Raw genomic sequence first — 17,476 nt, 5'->3', positions numbered from 1 at the left:
AAAGCCGTTACTTTCGTAACGACTTTTATCTTAAAATCCTAAGTATAAGAAATACAATCCTATTAATAAAATTATTATTCCAAATACAATTTTTACAATATCCGAAATTTTTCCATAGGATTTGTTTGACATAACTTTTCCAACAAATCCTGTACTTGTTCCTGCAACTACAACCAGAATACTATTTCCTATTGAATAAAGTAAAAATAGTATCACTCCCCAAACTAAACTGCCTTTCCCTGCAACTATGGCAAGTAATGCAACTAAGATTGGTGTTGAACAAGGACTTGAAAAAAGTCCTGCCATTATTCCTACAACTAAAGCTCCGACGTAACCTGTTCTTCCGCTCTTGTTTGTCAAAATTTTGCTTGGAACAACATTTACTACTTCCCAAGTTTGTAATGCCATTAAAATCATTATAATACCTAAAAATATATTCCAAAGTTGTCCTGATTGGTTAAAAATCTTGCTAAGAAGTGCTGCCAAAACTCCAAGTGTCGTATAAGTTATCGCCATTCCGATTGCAAATACGACAGAAATCTTGAAAGCTCTCTTTGTATCATTCTCTTTTGTTCCGGTCATAAAACCGATAACTAAAGGAATTGATGCCAATGAGCAAGGTGAAATTGAAGTTAATATACCACCAAGCAATGCAAGAATTGGTGCAAAAATACTAAATGATTTTAAGCCTTCCCCAATAATGCTTTCTAAATTATTTAACATTTTTTAACATCTCCTCAATGATTTCTTTTAAGCCCTCATACTCAACAACACTCTCAGAACCACCAAATTTTAATTCATCAGTTTTCTTATCTTGGTAAGCAACGTAATTTATTTTTTTAGCTAAATCTTCTGATGCCTTAAAAGGTGTACCATCTGCATTGTAGTAGAACAATGTAGGTGTTACTCTTATAGGGAACTCTGAAGCAAACTTCTGTTCTTTTCTAATATCTACTGTTTTTATGATGACTTTATCTTTATATTCTTCTCTCAGTTTTTCCAAAACCGGGTGCTGAACAGCACAAGCATGTCATCCGTTTTGACTAAAATCCAAAATGATTGGTTTCTTTTGACTTTTTAGATTTTCTAAAGTCAACTCCTCTTTTGAATTAGATTCTTTTTTTGTATCTTCTTTATTTCCATTTGAAGATTTTTTTTCAGTAATAGTGTTACTACTTAAATTTTCATTTTTATCCATTTTATTGTTCATAGACAATTTTTTAAAAACAAAAATTCCAAGAACTAATACCAACACCGAAACTATCAATGTAATTTTCTTTTTCATGTTCTCTCTCCTTGATAAAATTTGATACAAATATACCCCATAATAAAAATAAATAATCATAATCGATAATAAGTATGATAAATAAATTGCTATTTTCTTTAAATTTAGTACATACGTCCGTGATAATCCGATTTTTTATTGAGCTCTATAAGTTTTTTGAAACAAAAAATAGGCTATTCGCCTATTTTAAAGTTTTGTAAATTTATTTCGTTTAGTCCGTCAATTTTTTCTTGTTTTTGAATGTTTTCAAGCAATAATTTTTGAATTTTATCAATGGAATTTTCTAAATTTTCTCCTTTTAGCAATTCACTTGTAACAAGGGAAGAAAATGTATCGCCTGTTCCACAGATTTTTATGTCGATTTTTTCTGTTTCAAACCATTTTTTTGAATTTTTTGAGAAATACAAAGTATTTAGTTTGTTATCCTCTTCAAAACTTTTGATTAGAACTTGTTTTGCGCCCATTTCAAAAAGTTTTTCTGCAATTTTTTCTACATCTTCTTTTTTTATTTCTGAAAAATCTTTTTTGTAATCTGTAAGTAAAATGCTCTCCGTTAAGTTTGGAGTTACAATATCTGCAAACTTAACAAATTCCTTGTAAAATTCGATTTGTTCTTCTGTTGCTCCTGAATATTTTGTTCCATTGTCGCCAAGTATCGGGTCTAAAATAACTTTTCCTTTAAATTCTTTCAAAAAGTTTTTTATTACTTCAAACTGTTCTCTGCTATCCACAAAGCCTATATAAATTGCATCAAAATTTTGAATTTTTTTGATTTTTTCAAATATTTCTGAAAAATTCGGCATTTCAAAACTTAAAAAGTCTTTATAAGCCATATGTGAAGAAAATATTTTTGTTGGAATACCAAAAACTTCATTCCCATTTTGTGTTAATATGGAAATATTGACCTTTAAGGCACAATTCCCAACACAACAATAATCGTTAAAAACTAAAATTTTCATTATCTGATAGTTTTCTTTACGATTGGTTTTAAAGCCTTAACCAATATCACAGCGATTATAACTCCAACTACTGCATTAGTTGTTGAAGCCCATAGTCTTTGAATACCTTTTGCAATTGCTCCGGCTTGTGGTAATCCCTTAACATATATATCTGTAATGTAGCTTTTTGATAGGTACAAAATTACATAAGTTACTGCTCCTGTAATTGAACCGATTAAGTTTTTCTTAAAGTTTTCGGCATTCGCTCCATTAGAATAAGCAATTTTTCCACAGATAAAAGCCATTAAAAACTTAAATGTAAATGTAAATGGAGCAGAAGGTAAATAAATAGGATTTATAAGGTCAAAAATTGCTGATCCCAAACCTGATGCAAGTCCCCCTGCAATAGGTCCCAACAATAATCCGCATAAAAGACAAAATCCGTTTCCAATATGTACTCTTGTCATACTCGCTCCAAGCGGTATTTGGATTTGAATTTGTGAAGCTACAAAAACAACTGCCGCCATTACTCCTATTAATGTTATTTTTTTTATATTTAGTTTGCTTTCCATATAAAACACTCCTTTGATTAATTTGATCAAATATAGTATAATACATTTATTGATACTATTTGTAGTGTCAAAATTGTATTTTTTTATGGGGTCAGAATGTTAGTAATCAATAACGGTGTAATTTACCTACAAATTTATGAATATTTCAAAAATGAAATAATAAATGGAACATACAAGGCAAATACAAAACTTCCGAGCAAGAGAAATCTTGCAAAGGAATACAAAATCTCGCTCAACACGGTTGACAATGCTTACTCAAAACTTTTAGAGGAGGGTTTTATCTACTCGAAAGAAAGACAGGGATTTTTTGTTGCAGATGTTGGAGAACTCTATGTCTTTGATAGCAAGCCTATACATATAAAAAAGGAAGAAGAAAATATTGAATACGACTTTTCGTACAATGGAGTAAGCGCGGAATTTCCATACAAAGCATTTAAAAAAATTTCTGCAACTATTTTTGACAACAAAGACATTTTAGAAAAAGTTGATTATCAAGGCTATATGCCTCTTAGAGTACAAATCGCAGAATATCTAAATAAGTCGAGAGGTTTTAAAGCCGACCCGTCTCAAATTATTATTTCAAGTGGTTCAGAATATCTTTTCCAAATAATTTTTAAATTAATTTCTGGAAAATTTGGCATCGAAGACCCTGGATATAAAATGCTACATAATATAATGGATACAAATGATATAAAGTATGAATTTATCCCTGTCGATGAAAACGGAATGAATTTGAAGGCACTTAAAAGTTCAAAATCCGACTTTTGCGTTATAACTCCGGCTCATCAATTTCCTACCGGCGTTATAATGAATATGCAAAGACGTGTTGAGCTTTTGAATATGAAAAAGATAAAGTATGTAATCGAGGACGACTACGACAGCGAATTCAAATATTCAAAAAGACCCGTACCCGCTTTAAAATCAATTGACATAAATGACAAGGTAATTTATATCGGCTCTTTTTCAAAGTCCATTTCTCCAAGTTTTAGAGTTAGTTTTATGGTTTTACCTTTCAATTTGGTTGAAAAATATAATAAAATTTTTAAATTTTTTATCTGCCCCGTTTCAATTATGGTACAAAAAATGTTGACCAGCTTTATTGAATCAGGTGAGTTTGAAAAACATTTAAACAGAATGAGAAAAATTTATTCTAAAAAAAGACAATTACTTATGGATATGTTAAGTGAAAGAAAAGATATTACAATAAGAGGTGCAGACGCCGGACTTCATATAGTTTTGGAATATCCTAAAAGCTATTCAGAGGAATTAATCGTAGAAAGGGCAAAGATGAAAAAAATCAAAGTCTATGGACTTAGCTCTTATGGAACAAAAAGAGAAATACCATCAATTTTATTAGGCTTTGCAACGCTTAGCGAAGAAAAATTAAAAGAGGGAATTAAGTTGTTTTTAGAAATTTAGGAGGTTTTATGAAATTTAAAGAATTTAATTTTAATGAATATTTTGAAGATATAAAAAGAATTTATAAATCAACAGATTGGCTTACCTATCTAAATGATGATGAAAAATTGAAAAGAGCTTTTGAAAATTCTCTGTGTTTTTTAGGTGCTTTTAAAGAAGATAAATTAGTTGGCTTTATCCGTTGTGTAGGAGATGGAGAACATATAGTTATTGTCCAAGATTTGATTGTGGATAAAGAATTTTATAGGCAAAAAATTGGAACAAAGCTATTTAATTTGACTTCTGAAAAATTTAAAGATGCTAGAGCATTTTGCCTTTTTACAGATATTGAGGATATAAGGGATAATGAGTTTTACAAATCGGTTGGAATGGTAAAAATAGAAGAAAAAAATATGGTTTCTTATATCAGATAAGTGGCTGAAGTTAAAGAAAGTACCATATTTGAAGATTTCTCCACTGCTCTTTTTAAAAAAGAAATAGCTGTGATTTTATCACAGCTATCTTTATATAATCTTCAGTTATTTTTTCTATTTATTTCAATTATTTTTCAACAAGTTTGGCACTTCCGTAATTAATTTTATCCAATGTTATGTTTAAAACTTCACTTCCTGCCATTAATTTATATGTTTGTCCTAATTTCATATCATTAACACTCACTATTACATTCTTATAAGCTCTCTTTGGCTTGTATTTTGCTATAACTTTTCTCATCTTATCTAAAACTTTCAGTTCTTCTTTAGTTTCTTTTGAAAAGCTCATCAAAACACTTCCTTGTGTTGAAAGTTCCCCAAAACTTTTAACCATCAAGTCATTTCCTGTTGCGATAAACTTTCCACCTGTTATACTGGCTGTACCGTCGTAGCCCATTGCGAGGCTTTTGCTATTTTGTGAGCCCTCAACAAAAGTTTCTCCTCCGGCGATAAAAATATCTCCCTCAGAATCTAAACCTTTTTTATCTGCTAAAATATTTACATTTCCGCCACTGATTTTGATATATAAGTCAGCGTTGGCACCTTTTTTGCTCTTCGCTTTTATCCCATCACTTTTTGAAACAACCTGTGTGTTTCCACCTTTTATGTCTATGCGTTTGCTTTCGATGCCGTCATCTCCACTTTTTATATCAAGTTCGCCACTTGCTATTGTTACGCTTGAATTTGATTTAATTCCGTCCTCTCCAGCTGAAATATCAAATTTTCCACTTGAAATATAAACACAACCTTTATCCTTATCTGTGTTGTGACTTACCTTTAATCCATTTCCTTTTTCTCCGGCTTTTATTTTATATTTCCCATCTGCAATGGCTACTGAACTATTTGAATTTATAGAATCCGTAGCAGTATCTATTGCATATTTTCCATCAACAAAAACAATTTTATCTTGAGATATAATCCCTCTACCATAAAGAGAAGAAAGATTTAAAACTCCGGTACCGTTAAAACTTAAATCACTTTTTGAAAAAATAACTGAATTCTTGTTGTCCTCTGTTTCATCTATTGAACCTTTTAAAGCCAATACATTTTCACTTTCCGATGCAAGAGTTATGATAGTTTTTTTAGAATTTTTTATAAAAATCGGTGTATTTGTAGAAGAAGATAAATTTACACCATTTAAAACAATTCTAACTTTATCACTATTTTTTGCATTTACTATAATTTGTCCCTCTTCAAGTCTGCCGGTCAAAATGTAAGTTCCACCGGAAGAAATTGTTAAAACATTTCCAGAAACACTAACATTTTTCCCTTTAACATTTGAAATATCACTTAAATCTATTTTTATTCCTTTTTTTTCGTCAATCATGGCATCATAATCATCGTCTTCAAAAAGATTTGCCTTATTTTCTTTATTTAACTTCATAGCTTGTAATGTCTGCATATTTACCTTTTTTGTAGGCTTGCTACAAGCAACCAAACAACCAGACAATATAGCCAAACTAAATAGTTCAACTACCAATCTATTAGCCCTCATATTGCCCTCCTTAATATTCTTGACACTATAAAATCTCCCAATTCATTATCCTTATGCTAATATTTTACAACCCAAACCTTTAACAAACCTTAAATGAATTTTTATACAAAAAAAGTAGCTTTCGCTACTTTTAAAATTTAACTGTAAAAACAATTCTTTCTCCGTCAAAACTATCAGCAGAAATTTTCCCCTTATGTTTTTGAACAATCGACTGAGCAATGGAAAGCCCTATTCCATAGCCACCTGTTTTACTATTTCTTGACGAATCCGCTCTGTAAAATCTTTCAAATAAAACATTATAATTTTTAACTTCTAAATTATCTGCTTCATTTTCGACAGTCAATGTAATTTTTCTATTTTGTCTTGAAAGTTTTACTTTTATATCAGTTTTTTCTCTTGCATACTTAATTGCATTGTCAAGAAGAATATTTACAAGTTGTCTAATCAGTTTTTCATCGCCTTTAAACGAAATGTCCTTTTCAACATCAACCAGAATATTTTTATCCAAGCTTAAAGCCAAGTCTTTAACTTCATTTGTCGATTCTTCTACAATATCAGAAAGTGAAAAATCCAACATTTCCAAAGAATTCAATTCCTCTAACTTTGTAAGTGAAATTAAATTTCCAATAAGACCGTTTAATCTGCTTACTTGCTTATGAATATTGTCCGTCCACTTGCTCTCTCCACTTTCCATTTCAAGCACATCGGCACTCGTATTTATTATAGCAAGCGGTGTCTTTAACTCATGACTCGCATCTGTAATAAAAGCATTTTGTTTTTCATAAGCCTTTACCATAGGAGAAACAGCTTTTTTAGACAAAATAATCGAAAAGAATGTAACAAGTCCTAATACAAAAAAGCTAATAATTATACTATTTTTCAAAGTTGAATAAAAAACGTCATAATCCTTTACAACATCTACAAATGCAATCAAAATGCCATTTTCAGCTGACGACACAACATACTTAAATCCCTTATAATAACCCGTCTTATCCCCTTTTGACAATACGGCTTTAGCATAATCAACAGCCTCAGAAGAACTTGTCAAAAAAACATCATCAGTATTAACCGTTACAATATTTTTCTTAACATCAGTCTTAACAGTAAAAAATCTATTTGAAAAACTCTTAGCATACGAAGCCTTATCCTCCTCTAAAGAATCCTCAAACATTGTAAATTTCGGCATCTCTCCGTCATTTAAAACAAGAATATTAAGCAAATTGTCCGAACTATACTTAATATTATAAAAATTTGTAATATTCACAAACGCAGTTATAGATAAAAGCACAATAGTTATAATGCCAACAGAAAAATATACAAACTTTTTTCGAAGTTTATTTTCCATTTAATTCCTCCAAAGAATAACCAACATTTCTAGTAACCTTTATCTCAACATTAGCCTCCAACTTTGCAAGTTTTTTTCTAATATATGAAATATAAACCCAAACAACACTTATATCAGAATCCGTATCATAACCCCATATCTTATCCATAAAATTATCTGCAGAAATTATAGTAGAAGGATTAGACATAAACATTTCAAGCATTTGAAACTCCTTGCTTGCAAGTTTATAATTTCCTTTTTTAGAAGATAACTCAAAGTTAGTCCTATTCAAAGTAATATTTCCAAAAGTCAAAACATTATCCGTAATATTTTCTTTTCTTCTAGTTATAGCTCTAAGTCTTGCAAGAAGTTCTTTAACTTCAAAAGGCTTAGTAAGATAATCATCTGCTCCACTATCAAGTCCAACAATCTTATCATCCAGTTCAGACTTTGCAGTAAGCATAATAACCGGAATACTATTTCCCTCTTCTCTTATAGTTTTCAAAACAGTTATTCCATCAACCTTCGGCATCATAATATCTAAAATAACAGCATCATAATTCTCTGCACCAAGATAAGTAAGAGCCTCCTCTCCGTCATAAACAACATCAACAGAATACTTATTGCCTTTCAAAATCGCACAAAGACCATCAGCTAAATCAATTTCATCTTCACAAATTAAAATTCTCATAAAATCACCCCGTACTTTCTCAAATATATGATACAAGTATAACCTTAAAACAACTTAAAATCAAGTATTAAAAAATCACTCTAGTGAGTGATTTTAAATATAATTATTAATTTAAATTTAATTTACTTCTTACATAACTTTCTAGCATAACAGCTTTTTCTTTATTCATTGCTGGAACGTCTTTTAGTTTGTAATCTTTTCCGATTTCTTTATACTTTGCAACACCCATTATGTGATATGGTAAGATTTCAACTCTTTCAATTTTATCTCTATATGGTTTTATGATTTCGATAAATTTATCCATTGATTCTCTATTGTCTGTAAAGCCGGGCACCATTACATGTCTGAACCAAATTTTTCCTTTAAAATATTTTTCAATATATTCTAGAAATGTAAAAAATCCGTCTATTTTTTGTTTTACCATTTCAATGTAGCCTTGGTTTGAAAAACTTTTTACGTCCAAAAGAATTGTATCCGTATTTTCTAAAATGTCTTTAAAATATTTTTCATTTCCGTAACCACTTGTATCTATGCAAGTATTATATCCGTTTTCTTTTAGTAATTTTAGGGTTTCAGCTAGAAATTCTCCTTGTAAAAGAGGTTCTCCTCCGGAAAAAGTTATTCCACCATTTCCTCTGTAATAGGTTTTGTATCTCTTAGCTTTAGACAGCACAAAATCAGGTGTTATCTCCGTACCACCTTGTAATGCTTGAGTATCAGGATTGTGACAGTAAAGGCATCTAAGAGGGCAACCTTGTAAAAAGAAAATTGTCCTTATGCCCGGTCCGTCAACAAGACCCATCGTTTCGATTGAATGTAGTCTGCCTATTACCATAAAATCACCTTTTAATTATTTTAAAAAAATGTAGAAAAAACAAAGCAGGACAACCTGCTTTGTTTATTTTATCATTTACTTTGCAACTTCTTAACGACTTTCGTGGAAAGTTCTATGAATTACTTCCATTTGTTGTTCTTTTGTAAGTCTGTTAAATCTAACTGCATATCCAGAAACACGAATTGTAAGGTTTGGATATTTTTCCGGATGATCGTAAGCATCTAATAAAGTTGCTCTGTCAAGTACATTAACATTCAAATGGAATGCTAATTGTTCAAAATAACCGTCCATTAAGTTTGTTAAATTAACTTTTCTTTCATCTTCACTCTTTCCTAATGCTGTTGGAACTATTGAGAATGTATTTGAAATACCGTCTTGACAACATCCTGCAAAAGGAATTTTCGCAACTGAGTTAAGTGATGCAATCGCACCAGTCTTATCTCTTCCATGCATTGGGTTTGCTCCCGGTCCAAATGGTTCGCCTTTCTTTCTTCCGTCTGGAGTTGTTCCAGTTTTCTTACCATAAACTACGTTTGAAGTTATAGTTAAGATTGAAAGTGTATGTTCAGAATTTCTGTAAGTTGGAGTTTTTCTAAGTTCATTCATAAAGCCTTCGATAACTTCTACTGCTAATGAGTCAACTCTGTCATCATCGTTTCCGTATGTTGGGAAATCTCCTTCTATTTCAAAGTCAATAGCTAATCCGTTTTCATCTCTTATCGGTTTAACTTTTGCATATTTAATCGCACTTAGTGAGTCAGCTACGATTGAGATACCTGCTACACCAAAAGCCATGTATCTGTGAACAAAAGTATCGTGTAGAGCCATTTGTCCTGCTTCGTAAGCATATTTATCATGCATATAGTGAATTGTATTCATTGTGTTTACATAAAGTTTTGCAACTTTTTCTAAAACTAATTTGTAATTAGCATAAACTTTATCAAAATCTAAAACTTCATCTTTAATTGGTTCAATACCATCTAAAACTTTGATTAAAGAACCGTCTTTTGCTTTTTTCATTTCATCAACGCCACCGTTAATAGCGTAAAGAAGTGATTTTGCAAGATTTGCTCTAGCTCCAAAGAATTGCATTTGTTTACCAATTACCATTGAAGATACACAACAAGCAATTGCATAGTCATCTCCATGAACCGGTCTCATTGCATCATCATTTTCATATTGTAATGAACCTGTTTGAATACTCATCTTTGAACAATAATTTTTCCAGCCTTCCGGTAAATCTAAACTCCAAAGAACAGTCATATTTGGTTCTGGTGAAGAATCTAAATTAGTTAAAGTGTGTAAAATTCTAAATGCAGTCTTTGTAACTAATGTTCTTCCGTCAAGACCCATACCACCTAGAGATTCAGTAACCCAAGTAGGATCTCCAGCGAATAAATCATCATATTCAGGAGTTCTTAAATGTCTCATCATTCTAAGTTTCATAACGAATTGATCGATTAATTCTTGAGCTTCGCTTTCTGTTAAAGTTCCTTCATCAATATCTCTCTTGATGTAGATATCTAAGAAACCGCCATTTCTACCAAGACTCATTGCAGCTCCGTTGTTTTCTTTAACGGCTGCTAAGTAACCGAAGTATAACCATTGAATAGCTTCTTTAGCATTTTTAGCAGGAACAGAAATATCACATCCATATTCCATAGCCATTTTCTTCATTTCATCTAAAGCTCTGTATTGTTCAGAAAGTTCTTCTCTAAGTCTTATTATATCTTCAGAAGCTAATTCACTTTCTAATTTTTTGTATTCATTTAATTTATCTTCTCTTAATCTGTCGATACCATAAAGAGCAACTCTTCTGTAATCTCCGATAATTCTTCCACGTCCGTAAGCATCAGGAAGACCTGTTAAAAGACCAACAGTTCTAGCTTTTCTCATTTGAGAAGTGTAAGCGTCGAATGTTCCTTGATTGTGAGTTTTTCTAAATTCATTGAAATATTTTTCAATAGTTGGATCCATTTTTAATCCGTAAGCATCTAAAGAATTTGTTACCATTCTATATCCACCATAAGGATTTACAATTCTCTTCATTGGTTCATCAGTTTGGAAGCCTACGATTAATTCATTTTCTTTATCTAAATATCCTGCCGGGAAGTTATTAATTCCAGAAACTCTTGTAGTATCAACTTTAACAGTTTTTGTTCTAACTTCTTCTAAAATTAAATCTTCAGCTTTTTTCCATAAATTTTTTGTTCTTTCAGTTGGCTCAGCTAAGAAACTTTCATCTCCTTCATAAGGAGTATAGTTTAATTGAATGAAATCTCTTGTATCAATATTTTCAGTCCAATTACCAGTTTTAAAACCTCTCCATGCGTCCATAAAATCATCTCCTATTAATCATTCATTTTTTAGATTTATCTAAATATGTAATTTATTTTTCTTTGTATATATATTTTACAATATTTTTTTACATTTATCAGTGATTGTAATCACAAAAACAGCAAAAAACGTTTTTATTTTTAAAAAAACCCCCACAAAAAGTAACTTTTAAAATTAATGCTTACAAAATTTTATATTAACTTAATTTCCCATATTGTAAAATTAAGTTAGCCAGTAAGAATAGAAAAAAACACTGTTGAAGAATATAAGTAGAAAAAAATTAAATATTACAATTTTACAAAAAAGATAAAAAAGAGTGCTAGTCAAAACTAACACTCTTTAATTTTTTAAAGCATAAATGCTTTGTATGCTTTGTAACTCATATAAACGTCTATTTTACTTGTAACTTCGTAAGGTGAGTGCATACTTAATGTAGCAGGGCCTGCATCTAAAACTTCAGCGCCATATTTTGCAAGTAGTAGAGCGATTGTTCCACCACCACCTTGGTCAACTTTACCAAGTTCTGCAGTTTGCCATACAACTTTATTTTCTTTGAATACTTTTCTAACTTCTGCTAAAAATTCAGCATTTGCATCACTTGATCCGAATTTTCCACCGCTTCCAGTATATTTGCAAATTGAAATACCTGAACCGATAAATGCAGAGTTCATTTGTTCACTAACATCCGCAAAGTCAGGATCAAAACCTGCTGCAACGTCTGCAGATAATACTTTAGAATTCTTTAATGAACGATTAACTTTTAATTGGCAAAATTCTCCTTCAAGATTTACAAGTTCAGTCATTGTATTTTCCCAGAAATATGATGCCATTCCTGTATTACCCATTGAACCTATTTCTTCTTTATCCATGAATAATCCACAAGCTGTTCTCTTTGGATTTTCAATTTCAAAAATAGCACGCATTGTTGTAAAAGCACATACTCTATCATCTTGACCATAGCTTAAAACCATTGACCTATCAAGTCCTAAATCTCTTGCTTCTCCTGCCGGTACAATTTCCAATTCTGCAATTTTGAAATCTTCTTCTTCAAAATTATATTTTTCTTTTATCAATTTTAGAACATTTTCTTTAACAGCATCTTTTTCAGTATCCTTTAAAGGCATATTGCCCATTATAATATTCATTTGTTCTCCAACAAGAGCCTCACGAGCTGTTTTTGCTAATTGATTTTTAGATAAGTGAATCAATAAATCTGTTACACAAAATACTGGATCGTCTTTATCTTCTCCGATATGTATATCAATTTTTTCTCCGGCAGAATTGTAAACAACCCCATGAATTGCTAGAGGAATTGTTGCGTATTGATATAATTTAACTCCACCATAATAATGAGTTTTCATTTTTGTTAAATTATTCGCTTCATACAAAGGATTTTGTTTAACATCTAAACGTGGACTGTCTATATGCGCCCCAACGATATTTAGTCCATTTTCTAAAGGTTCAGTTCCCATTACAAAAAGAGCAACTGACTTATTTTTATGATTTAGATAAAATTTATCTCCGGCTTTGAATTTTTCACCTGTTTTGTAAAGTTCTTCTAAATCTCTAAAGCCTTTTTCTTTCGCTTGACGAATAATTTCTACACAAGCAAGTCTTTCTGTCTTTGCAACTGTCAAAAACTTTTTATAGTCTTCACAGAAATCAAAAACTAAATTTTTTTCTGCATCTTCAATTTGTAACCATGCACTCTTGTTAGTCATATTCTTCCTCCTAATATAAAATATTTTACAATATCATTATAACATAATTAAGTTTACAATTAAAGATCTAAAACTTATCTTATCGTAACTTTACCCGCTTCACATTTTATCTTCATATTAATGTCTGAATTTTTATTCTTTCTTCCGTGTTTTCCAAAGCCTGAAAAAGATTCTTCGAAAATTCTCACACTTCCCATTCCAACACTGTATTCGTATTCTATTTCTCCATATAATTTTTCAACTTCTAAAGTTGCATTTCCTGCATTAACATCTAGTTTAAACATCTCTTGGTATTCTACTTCACCTTTAATATTTCCGGCATTTACAACAACATCAAAATATTCAACTTCCATATCATTTAAAGTAACATTTCCTGCGTTTACTTGTAAATTGAATTTTTCAAGTTCCAATTCGTTGATTCTAAGATTTGTAGCATTGATTTCTCCTGAAATTGAAACATCTTCAGGAATATAAATAGTAAGAGTAGAATCTTTAATGAACTCATCATCTATTTGAATTCCGTTTTTATTAACTTTTCCAACCAAGCCTTTATTGTAAATCTTTAACTTATCGCCTTTCTTTTCGCAGAAAAGTTTTGTTCTCTTTACATTTCTTGCCTTTACTCTGACAAGCTCATCATCGCTTCTCTCAAATTTTACATTTAAAGCATTTAAGTCAATATCTATATAATCAATACCCTCAAAAAAGGTATCCATATTTTCATTTGAATAGTCCATTTCATCCTCATCATAAATTTCATAATCTTCATCTTCACTAGGTTGATATTTAACTCTAACATATTTTTTAGCATATTTTCCAGGATTATTTGAAATATCTCTTACCAAAGTTCTATATAAAAACTTTATAAGCCATATAAAGGCGTAAAGCAAAATTATAAAGCATAAAACTCTAAAGCCCCAGTTAAATACGGAAGTAATATTAAAAACCATAGAAAACGGTAGAGTGAACAGCGAAATAAGTAAACCTATAATCGAAAAAGTAACCCATAATGCAAAACAAACAATAGCTATAACAAAAATTGGAACCAACAATGGAAAAGAAAAAATCCCAAGACCAACCAAAGACAACTTTTTCCAAAAACTTCTTTTCTTTTTACCGTTGTTCTTACTCTTCTTTTCCTCAATTTCAATATCATCAGCTAAAATTTCCATTGCAATCTTTCTTGGATTTCCAAAACTGCTTGGCACCTCATCATCAAATCCTATGCCTTGCTCATCAAACATCTCATTGTAAAAATTTTCTACATTTTCTCTTTCATCTTTAGAAATATTTTTTAAATAAGACATAAGTTTTTTCATAAAAGTTCGTCTATTCATCACTACCTCCAATAATCTGATTTACCTGTTCAACATATAAATCCCATTTTTCTTTATTAAAAATCAAAACATCTCGTCCCGCTCTAGTTATACGATAGTATCTTCTATTACGACCGTCAAAAGAAACATCATAACTCTCCAAAAGTCCACCCTTTAAAAGCCTTCTCAAGACAGGATACAAAGTTGACTCTGAAATTTCAATAGTCGCCATAAGTTTTTGAGTGATTTCATAACCATAAGTATCTCTTCGATTAACTATAGCAAGAACACAAAAATCTAAAATTTGCCCTTGTATCGAAAACATAATTGCTCCTTTCTAAAAATCTATTATTAACTTATCTATATTATATAGTGTATAATATATAAAGTCAATATATTTTTTAAAATTTTTCACAAAAAAAACTGCTACCAAGGGTAACAGTTTTAAAATTTAAATTTAAATTAAAATAATTCTAACAATTTATCAACATCTTCTTCTTTTGTTGACCAGTCAGTAACAAGTCTAATGATTGTATGATTATCATCATATTTTTCTCTAAAGCTAAATACAACCTCTTTCAAAAGCTCTTCAACTTTTTCATTTTCTAAAATAGGAAATTGTAAATTTGTCGGAGATTCAAAGTAGAATTTGTATCCCTTTACTTTAAGACCGGCTTTTAGCTTTTCAGCCATATCAATTGCATGTTTACCTGCTTTAAAATACAAATCATTTGTAAAGAATTCATCAAATTGTGCTCCTGTTACATAACCTTTTGCAAGTAATGCTCCATGAGTTTTTATAAAAGTTGAAAAATGTTTTTGACAATTTTCTTTTTTATAAACAAGAGCCTCTCCAAACAATGCACCAAGTTTTGTTCCACCTATGTAAAATACGTCGCATAATCTTGCTATATCAGCCATTGTAACATCTGTTTCTCTTGCTGAAACTCCATAGCCAAGTCTTGCACCGTCTAGGATAAAAGGGATTTCATATTCTTTACAAATAGAAGAAATTTTTTCAAGTTCAGCTTTTGTATATAATGTTCCATATTCTGTTGGGTGAGAAACATAAACAGCTCCTGGATAAACAGAATGAGTTTGTAAATCATCATTATAAAAACTTACTAAATAATCTTTTAATTCATCTGGATTCATCTTTCCTTGATGTTGAGGAATTGTTAAAACCTTATGTCCGGTATATTCTATCGCTCCTGCCTCGTGAGTACTTATATGTCCTGTAGTAACAGCTACAACACCCTCATAAGCTCTTAAAATAGAATTTACCATAACAGCATTAGTTTGAGTTCCCCCAACTAAAAAGAAAATTTCTAAATCATCTCTTTGACAAACTTTTCTTATCTTTTCTCTAGCACTCTCACTAACTTTATCACAACCATAGCCGGATAATTTTTCCAAATTAAGTTCCCCAATTCTCTTTAAAATTTCCGGATGCGTTGCCGTTGAATAATCGTTTTCGAAGAATAACATATCTTTCCCCCTAATAAATAATTGTAAAATACACAACAATAATATTATAAAACAAAATGTAAAAATTGTAAATAATAATGTTCTTTTTTTATCAATTTTTATTAAAAAACTCAAAAACTTTGCTTTATACTTTTAAAGTTGAAAAAACTTTATTAGAGTGATATAATATGAATAACTCTATAAAATAGAGTTATTCATATTTCATCGTGTTTACATTAATTTAGTTATCAAAAAGGAAACACGATATAATAAATTTAAAATTAATAAATTTAAAATTAATAAACAAAAAATAATAAAAAAATATAAACGAGGTGATTTTATGAAGGTACTTATTGTAGGTAAAGGTGGTCGTGAACACGCAATGTTAAAGGCTTGTAAGAAAAGCAATTTGGTTGAAAAAATTTATGTTCTACCGGGAAATTGTAAAATGGAAGATGCGACTAGGGTAGATATTGATATGTATGATATTGAAAAAGTAAAGAATTTTGCAATAAAAGAAAATATAGATTTAACTTTGGTAGGCCCTTCCGATGTTTTGGCTCTTGGAATCAAAGATGAATTTGATAAAGTAGGTTTAAACATTTTTGCTCCGACTAAATCTGCTACAAGAATCGAATCAAGCAGGTATTTTACTAAACAACTTATGGAAAAATTAAAAATTCCTACAACTAAATATGTTGTATTCACAGACAGAGAACAAGCATTGAAATTTGTTTCAACTCTTGAAAAATTCCCTGTAACCATAAAAATCGACTCTTTGTCAAAAAATTTGGGCATTTTTATTGCAAGAAGTAATAAAATGGCAATGGATATAGTAAATGAAATATTTGACGAAAATGAAAATTCAAAGATTTTAGTTGAAGAATTTGTTATGGGTAAAGAATTTTCAATTTTTGCATTAGTTAAAAACGAAAAAATTTATCCTTTACAAATAGTTAAAGACTATAAGAGAACTTCAGACAGCGAGGACGGAGAGCATACAGGCGGTATGGGTGCTTGTAGTCCGGTTGCTAAAGTTACGGATAATGAAATAGAACAAGTTGTTGAAAAAATTTTAAAACCGATGGCTAAGTCAATGTACGAGGACGGTTACGGTTTTGAAGGATTTTTATATGGAGAAATTGTAATCGCACAAGACGGAATAAAAGTTTTAAGCTTTAATGCAAGACTTGGCGATCCTGAGGCAGAAGTTTTACTTCCTAGATTAAAATCCGACTTCGTTCAAAATATTCTTGACGTAATGAATGACAAAGAACCTGAAATAGTTTGGAGCGATGATGTTTGCATCGGAGTTGTACTTGCATCAAACGGTTATCCTTCAAAAGAAAAATGTCAAGATAAAATGAACCTTGTTCCTGTGGATAATGACATTTGTTTTATGGGAATTGAAGAAAAAGAAGGAGAAGTTTTTGCTAAAGGCGGAAGAAATTTAATCGTAACTGCAATGGCAAAAGACTTTGAAACAGCAAGAGAGCTTGCATATAAAGACATAGAAAAACTAAAAACAGATTCATTCTTTTATAGAGAAGATATTGGTAAATTTTAAAAAACAAAGGTACGCTAAAAATTTTGCGTACCTTTTTAT

Annotated in this window: 16 protein-coding genes and 1 pseudogene; 3 read left to right on the top strand and 14 right to left on the bottom strand. The window is 30.6% G+C overall.

What is annotated here, in order from left to right; translation table 11 throughout:
- Window positions 1-30: 30 nt before the first annotated feature.
- The 5 genes and pseudogenes from HMPREF3181_RS05410 to HMPREF3181_RS05390 all read right to left on the bottom strand — a co-directional run bounded on the left by HMPREF3181_RS05410 (window position 31) and on the right by HMPREF3181_RS05390 (window position 2,825).
- Window positions 31-723 carry a cytochrome c biogenesis protein CcdA gene (locus HMPREF3181_RS05410; protein WP_068474174.1) on the bottom strand — a complete coding sequence of 231 codons (693 nt, stop codon included), beginning with the start codon at window positions 721-723 and terminating at the stop codon, window positions 31-33.
- A pseudogene (locus HMPREF3181_RS05405) lies at window positions 713-1,012 on the bottom strand (thioredoxin domain-containing protein); the annotation flags it as partial. The gene HMPREF3181_RS05410 and the pseudogene HMPREF3181_RS05405, both read right to left, overlap by 11 nt.
- Before the next feature lie 18 nt (window positions 1,013-1,030).
- Window positions 1,031-1,285, bottom strand: coding sequence for a hypothetical protein (locus HMPREF3181_RS05400; RefSeq protein ID WP_068474167.1), 255 nt, complete (start codon window positions 1,283-1,285; stop codon window positions 1,031-1,033).
- Window positions 1,286-1,458: 173 nt separating this feature from the next.
- Window positions 1,459-2,244, bottom strand: a complete 786-nt coding sequence (locus HMPREF3181_RS05395; protein ID WP_082713919.1) for a bifunctional hydroxymethylpyrimidine kinase/phosphomethylpyrimidine kinase — start codon at window positions 2,242-2,244, stop codon at window positions 1,459-1,461.
- Window positions 2,244-2,825, bottom strand: a complete 582-nt coding sequence (locus HMPREF3181_RS05390; RefSeq protein WP_255353739.1) for an ECF transporter S component — start codon at window positions 2,823-2,825, stop codon at window positions 2,244-2,246. Before HMPREF3181_RS05390 ends, HMPREF3181_RS05395 begins: the two co-directional genes overlap by 1 nt.
- 66 nt (window positions 2,826-2,891) lie before the next feature.
- Here HMPREF3181_RS05390 and HMPREF3181_RS05385 point away from each other — a divergent pair, with 66 nt between their 5' ends.
- Together HMPREF3181_RS05385 and HMPREF3181_RS05380 are read left to right on the top strand one after the other, a co-directional pair.
- Window positions 2,892-4,214: a MocR-like pyridoxine biosynthesis transcription factor PdxR gene (locus tag HMPREF3181_RS05385; RefSeq protein ID WP_068474163.1), complete on the top strand. Its 1,323-nt coding sequence runs from the start codon at window positions 2,892-2,894 to the stop codon at window positions 4,212-4,214.
- A gap of 8 nt (window positions 4,215-4,222) precedes the next feature.
- Window positions 4,223-4,627, top strand: a complete 405-nt coding sequence (locus HMPREF3181_RS05380) for a GNAT family N-acetyltransferase (protein WP_068474162.1) — start codon at window positions 4,223-4,225, stop codon at window positions 4,625-4,627.
- Between the two features lie 127 nt (window positions 4,628-4,754).
- Here HMPREF3181_RS05380 and HMPREF3181_RS05375 read toward each other — a convergent pair whose 3' ends face one another.
- The 9 genes from HMPREF3181_RS05375 to HMPREF3181_RS05335 all read right to left on the bottom strand — a co-directional run bounded on the left by HMPREF3181_RS05375 (window position 4,755) and on the right by HMPREF3181_RS05335 (window position 15,891).
- Window positions 4,755-6,179 carry a carbohydrate-binding domain-containing protein gene (locus tag HMPREF3181_RS05375; RefSeq protein WP_068474158.1) on the bottom strand — a complete coding sequence of 475 codons (1,425 nt, stop codon included), beginning with the start codon at window positions 6,177-6,179 and terminating at the stop codon, window positions 4,755-4,757.
- Between the two features lie 130 nt (window positions 6,180-6,309).
- Complete coding sequence (locus tag HMPREF3181_RS05370) at window positions 6,310-7,524, bottom strand: sensor histidine kinase (protein WP_068474155.1); 1,215 nt, start codon at window positions 7,522-7,524, stop codon at window positions 6,310-6,312.
- Window positions 7,514-8,194 (bottom strand): response regulator transcription factor, encoded by a 681-nt coding sequence (locus HMPREF3181_RS05365; RefSeq protein ID WP_068474151.1) that lies wholly within the window; start codon window positions 8,192-8,194, stop codon window positions 7,514-7,516. Before HMPREF3181_RS05365 ends, HMPREF3181_RS05370 begins: the two co-directional genes overlap by 11 nt.
- 106 nt (window positions 8,195-8,300) lie before the next feature.
- Complete coding sequence (gene pflA, locus HMPREF3181_RS05360) at window positions 8,301-9,029, bottom strand: pyruvate formate-lyase-activating protein (RefSeq protein WP_068474148.1); 729 nt, start codon at window positions 9,027-9,029, stop codon at window positions 8,301-8,303.
- A gap of 90 nt (window positions 9,030-9,119) precedes the next feature.
- Window positions 9,120-11,366, bottom strand: a complete 2,247-nt coding sequence (pflB, locus tag HMPREF3181_RS05355; RefSeq protein ID WP_068474146.1) for a formate C-acetyltransferase — start codon at window positions 11,364-11,366, stop codon at window positions 9,120-9,122.
- Between the two features lie 347 nt (window positions 11,367-11,713).
- The gene (locus tag HMPREF3181_RS05350; protein WP_068474142.1) at window positions 11,714-13,087 is read right to left on the bottom strand and encodes an aminopeptidase; all 1,374 of its coding nucleotides are present in this window, start codon (window positions 13,085-13,087) and stop codon (window positions 11,714-11,716) included.
- Window positions 13,088-13,161: 74 nt separating this feature from the next.
- A complete protein-coding gene (locus tag HMPREF3181_RS05345) occupies window positions 13,162-14,424 on the bottom strand; it encodes a DUF4097 family beta strand repeat-containing protein (RefSeq protein ID WP_068474139.1) in 1,263 nt (420 codons plus the stop codon).
- Window positions 14,417-14,728 carry a PadR family transcriptional regulator gene (locus HMPREF3181_RS05340; protein ID WP_068474136.1) on the bottom strand — a complete coding sequence of 104 codons (312 nt, stop codon included), beginning with the start codon at window positions 14,726-14,728 and terminating at the stop codon, window positions 14,417-14,419. The genes HMPREF3181_RS05345 and HMPREF3181_RS05340 overlap by 8 nt, the downstream gene beginning before the upstream one ends.
- A gap of 137 nt (window positions 14,729-14,865) precedes the next feature.
- Window positions 14,866-15,891: a threonine aldolase family protein gene (locus HMPREF3181_RS05335; RefSeq protein ID WP_068474124.1), complete on the bottom strand. Its 1,026-nt coding sequence runs from the start codon at window positions 15,889-15,891 to the stop codon at window positions 14,866-14,868.
- 319 nt (window positions 15,892-16,210) lie between these two features.
- On the opposite strand from HMPREF3181_RS05335, the gene purD reads away from it, so the two are divergent.
- Window positions 16,211-17,437 carry a phosphoribosylamine--glycine ligase gene (purD, locus tag HMPREF3181_RS05330; protein ID WP_068474122.1) on the top strand — a complete coding sequence of 409 codons (1,227 nt, stop codon included), beginning with the start codon at window positions 16,211-16,213 and terminating at the stop codon, window positions 17,435-17,437.
- Window positions 17,438-17,476: the final 39 nt, after the last annotated feature.

The organism is Parvimonas sp. KA00067 (assembly GCF_001553085.1).
GTDB classification, from domain to species: Bacteria; Bacillota; Clostridia; order Tissierellales; family Peptoniphilaceae; genus Parvimonas; species Parvimonas parva.
Note: the sequence above shows the minus strand (reverse complement) of the source record. Positions and strands in the feature narration are given on the sequence as shown.